At 68.8% G+C, this 4316-nt stretch carries 3 protein-coding genes and 1 pseudogene; 2 read left to right on the top strand and 2 right to left on the bottom strand.

The window, feature by feature from the left end; translation table 11 throughout:
* A pseudogene (locus VFZ20_RS00545) lies at positions 1–332 on the bottom strand (hypothetical protein); the annotation flags it as partial.
* Between the two features lie 158 nt (positions 333–490).
* On the bottom strand, positions 491–1024 hold the full coding sequence (locus VFZ20_RS00540) for a hypothetical protein (RefSeq protein ID WP_329681856.1): 534 nt from the start codon (positions 1022–1024) through the stop codon (positions 491–493).
* A 224-nt stretch (positions 1025–1248) separates the two neighbouring features.
* Between VFZ20_RS00540 and VFZ20_RS00535 the strand changes: the two genes are divergently transcribed.
* Positions 1249–3333 (top strand): alpha-1,4-glucan--maltose-1-phosphate maltosyltransferase, encoded by a 2085-nt coding sequence (locus tag VFZ20_RS00535; protein ID WP_329681855.1) that lies wholly within the window; start codon positions 1249–1251, stop codon positions 3331–3333.
* Between the two features lie 638 nt (positions 3334–3971).
* Complete coding sequence (locus VFZ20_RS00530) at positions 3972–4223, top strand: hypothetical protein (protein WP_329681854.1); 252 nt, start codon at positions 3972–3974, stop codon at positions 4221–4223.
* Positions 4224–4316: the final 93 nt, after the last annotated feature.

Here is a 4316-nt window from a genome sequence, read left to right as displayed (position 1 = left end):
CCGTCCAGCAGCCGCACGGCGCTGTCGCCCTCCGCCTGCGCGCGGGTGAGGTTGAGGACGATGGTCTCCGCGCCCAGCCCGCGCAGCTGCTCCGCCTTTTCGCGTCCGCCCTCCTCCGCCTCCTCGCTGGCCATGGGGACGACGGCGATGCGCGCGCGTCCCGGCCCGCCCGCCAGCTCCACAAAGCGCGAAACGAGCTCCGGCGGCTGCGATCCGCCGCCCACGATGAGCAGGTGTCCGCGCGCGCCGTCCGGCGCCGGCCCGGAGGCGGGCGAAGCGGACGCGCAGGCGGCGAGAAGCACGGAAACGGCGGCGAGGCAGGTGCGGCGCATGTGGATCACGGGTGCGGATCGGCGGATGTACGACCGGGGGAATCCGTCCAGCGTACGCCCCCGCCGCCGCCCCCGTCAAGCGCCGCACCCGGAGGTTTGGATGGAAAGCAGAAGAGGCGCGGCCCCGGCCACGCCTCTTCCGCCATACCGGGCGGTGTTCAGGTGCTTGCCTGGATGTGCAGCTTCAGGGTGGTGTCGCCCCCCTCGCTCCAGGTCCCGCTGGCCTGCAGCTGCGCGGTGAAGCCGGTCTTGTACGAGAAGTCCACCGGCTGGTTGGGCCCGATGCCGCTTCCCTCGAATACGGTCCTGTCGGCGACTAGGTCCACCACCTTGACGCTCCAGGTGCCGTTCTGCGGCGCCGTGACCGTGCCGGTGCCGGTGATCCTGACCCAGAACGTCGTCTTCTTGGGAGTGGTGAACGTCCCCTTGCCGTTGGTGATGGGGATGCTCAGGGTCTCGTCGATGGCGGCGGCCACCGACTCCTCGCCGGCCTCGAGCGCCGCGAGACGCTGCGCGATCCCGGCATCGATTCCTACTGCGTTCTCGATGTTTGCGAGCATGCTGGCAACTCCGCTGATGAAGGTTTGCAAAGAACCGAAAGAGTCCACTTTCCGGGGCAAGTGGAGATGAATGTATGTCTCCTTTAGGATCGCAAACGCAAGATTCGCGATCAGGGTGAACCGATCCTCCATGATCCGCTTGCCGTCCCGCTGACGGATCCGCACGCACTTTCGCACTTCCGCACTTCCGCACTCACGCACTCACGCACTCACGCACTTTCGCACTCACGCACTTTCGCACTCACGCACTCGCAGTTCCCTCCCTGGCCCACCCCTTGCGGCCCGCCCCGCCGCGACGTACCCGGGTCCTGCCAGGCAGTCCGGACGCACCCCCACGAAAACGAGACAGAAAGCCGATGCCGGAGACGATCGACGCCAGCCGCAAGGTGGTCATCGAGAACGTCGAGCCCGAGCTGGACTGCGGGCGATACGCCGTGAAGCGCGAGGTGGGCGACACCATCACCGTCCGCGCGGACATCTTCAAGGAAGGCCACGACGCCATCTCCGCCGCCATCTGGTACCGCCCCGAGGACGAGGAGACGTGGCAGGAGTCCCGGATGAAGTTCTGGGACAACGACCGCTGGGAGGGCGCGTTCACCGTCGACCGCAACTGCCGCTGGTACTTTACCGTCGTGGCGTGGACGGACACGTTCGGCACGTGGCAGAGCGACCTGCGCAAGAAGTACGACGCGGGCCAGGAGGTGCTGCTGGAGCTGTTCGAAGGCGCGCAGCTCCTTGCCGCCGCCGCCATCCCCCTGGCCGAGGGGCCGGACCGCGACCGGCTGATGGAGTTCCTGCGCGAGGTCGCGGGCGACGAGCAGCTGGCGTCCGGCGGGCTCATCCCCCGCAGCGCGTGGGCGCAGTTCCGCGACGACGTGGAGGGCGGATCGCACCTCACCGTGGCCGAGCGCGTGGCCGCGGCGCTGGATCCCGCGCTGCTGGAGCTGATGTCGCGCTACCCGCTGCGCAACGACCTCACGCGCTTCGACCGCGAGCTGCCCGTGCAGGTGGACCGCGTGGCCGCGCGCTTTGCCGCGTGGTACGAGCTCTTTCCGCGCTCCATGTCGGACGACGAGTCGCGCCACGGCACCTTCGACGACGTCATCCGCAAGCTGCCGTACGTGCAGTCGATGGGCTTCGACGTGCTGTACTTTCCGCCCATCCACCCCATTGGCTTCACGTTCCGCAAGGGCAAGAACAACACGCTCAACCCCGGGCCGGACGAGCCGGGCGTGCCGTACGCCGTGGGCTCGGACGCGGGCGGGCACAAGGCCGTGCACCCGGAGCTGGGCACGCTGGAGGACTTTCGCCGTCTCGTGGCGGCCGCGCGGGAGCACGGGCTGGAGATCGCGCTGGACTTCGCCATCCAGGTGTCGCCGGACCATCCATACGCCAAGGAGCACCCGGGCTGGTTCTACATCCGCCCGGACGGCACCATCATGTACGCCGAGAACCCGCCCAAGAAGTACCAGGACATCTATCCCCTGAACTTCTACGGGGATGACTGGGAGTCGCAGTGGGCGGAGTGGCGCGACGTGATCCTGCACTGGGTGGAGCAGGGCGTCCACATCTTTCGCGTGGACAACCCGCACACCAAGCCCGTGCAGTTCTGGGAGTGGATGATCCGCGAGGTGCAGCGCGAGCACCCGCAGGTGATCTTCCTGTCGGAGGCGTTCACGCGGCCCAAGATGATGCGCGCCCTGGCCAAGGCGGGCTTTTCGCAGAGCTACACGTACTTCACGTGGCGCAACTTCAAGGGCGAGCTCACGGAGTACTTCACGGAGCTCACGCAGGGGCCCATGAAGGAGTACTTCCGGGGCAACCTGTTCCCCAACACGCCCGACATCAATCCCGAGTTCCTGCAGCGGGGCGGGCGCCCGGCGCACATGATCCGCGCCATCCTGGCCACCACGCTCAGCAGCGTGTACGGCATCTACAGCGGCTTTGAGCTGTGCGAGGCCACGCCGCTGGCGCCGGGCAAGGAAGAGTACCTGGACAGCGAAAAGTACCAGGTCAAGGCGTGGGACTGGGACCGCCCGGGCAACATCCGCCCGCTCATCACGCGGCTCAACGAGGCGCGGCGGCAGAACCCGGCCCTGCAGGAGTACGACAACCTGCGCTTTTACCCGGCGGACAACGACAACGTCCTGTTCTACGGCAAGATGACGGAGGACCGGACGTCGATGGTGTTCGTGGCGGTGAACCTGGACCCGTTCGCCACGCACGAGACCATGCTGCACTTTCCCCTGCCGGACATGGGGATCGGCTGGAGCGACCCGTGGGAGGTGGAGGAGCTGCTGACGGGCGAGCGCTTCTTCTGGCACGGCGGATCGCAGTGGGTGCGCCTGGAGCCGGATGCGCCCGGCCGCATCTTCCGCGTGCGCGCCTGGCGCAGCTCGGAGCACGGGTTCGACTACTTCATGGAGCCCACGCTCGTTTGAAGTGCGTGAGTGCGTGAGTGCGGGAGTGCGAAAGTGCGAAAGTAACTGATCGGCGGGCGGGGAATCGGGCGCGCTGGCTGGCCCCCGGCCGGAGCGGCTGAAGCCGCCGCAACGACAGCGGAAAGCCCCGCCGGACGACGCTCACGCGTCACCCGGCGGGGCTTCACCTGCTCCTGTGGTCGCCTCCCGGCGCGATGGCCGCCCTCGCGCCTCGCGTGCGGATCTGATCCGGGAATGGCAGTCCCCCAGCCGGAGCGAATGAATTCGCCGCTGGTAAAGGCACGAAGTCCGCCTGCGCGGACTGCACGGGCGTCACCCTGCGGCGCCGCCCGCCCTTCGCCGGGTGGTGGCCCGTACTGGTGGTTGAAGCCTCGTTCGCAGAGCGCGTCGGCGCGAGACGGGGCTTTCTGCTGTCCCAGCGGCGGGTTTCCCGCTCCGGCTCGGCGTGGGCCTTACCGGATCAAATCCGCCATCGGCATCCGTCGCCGGGTCTGGGTGCCCGCCGTCGCGCCTCCGAGCCGCCCCCGCCGCGGACCCACTCTCGCACTCTCGCACTTTCGCACTTGCAGTTCACGGCCCGGCCCGTGCAATGCCCATCGGCCGCGCGCGATACAGAAGAACCCGCAGAGAGGACGGACATGCGCATGCATCGATGGATTGGGGCGTTCACGGTGGCCGCGGCCATCTCGCTGTCGGCGTGCGGCGGCTCCGAAGGGGCCGGCGGCGCCGAGATCGGCTCGGCGGACGGCATCAGCCCCACGGAAGGCCAGGAGAAGGTGGGCGGGCCCGGCGAGGGCAGCCAGGCCGTCGGCTCGCCCTCGGCCCAGGACCAGGGCACCACGGTGAACGACACCACCCCGCACCGCCCCGGCGCCCCGGCCACGCCCTGAGGCAGGGCGGGGGGAACCGGCCGACGCGCGGTGCCGGCAACGGTGCGGGACGCTCGTTCGAAGTCTACACCCTCTCCCGCGCAGTTTGCGGGA

Source organism: Longimicrobium sp., from assembly GCF_036280135.1.
In the GTDB taxonomy this organism is placed as follows: Bacteria; Gemmatimonadota; Gemmatimonadetes; order Longimicrobiales; family Longimicrobiaceae; genus Longimicrobium.
The sequence above is the reverse complement of the archived record's forward strand: the minus strand, read 5'-3'. Positions and strand labels throughout refer to the sequence as shown.

Excerpts from the sequence above, each read along its gene's own strand:
- VFZ20_RS00540 (WP_329681856.1), bottom strand. The coding sequence starts at position 1,024 with ATGGAGGATCGGTTCACCCTGATCGCGAATCTTGCGTTTGCGATCCTA.
- VFZ20_RS00535 (WP_329681855.1), top strand. The coding sequence starts at position 1,249 with ATGCCGGAGACGATCGACGCCAGCCGCAAGGTGGTCATCGAGAACGTC.
- VFZ20_RS00530 (WP_329681854.1), top strand. The coding sequence starts at position 3,972 with ATGCGCATGCATCGATGGATTGGGGCGTTCACGGTGGCCGCGGCCATC.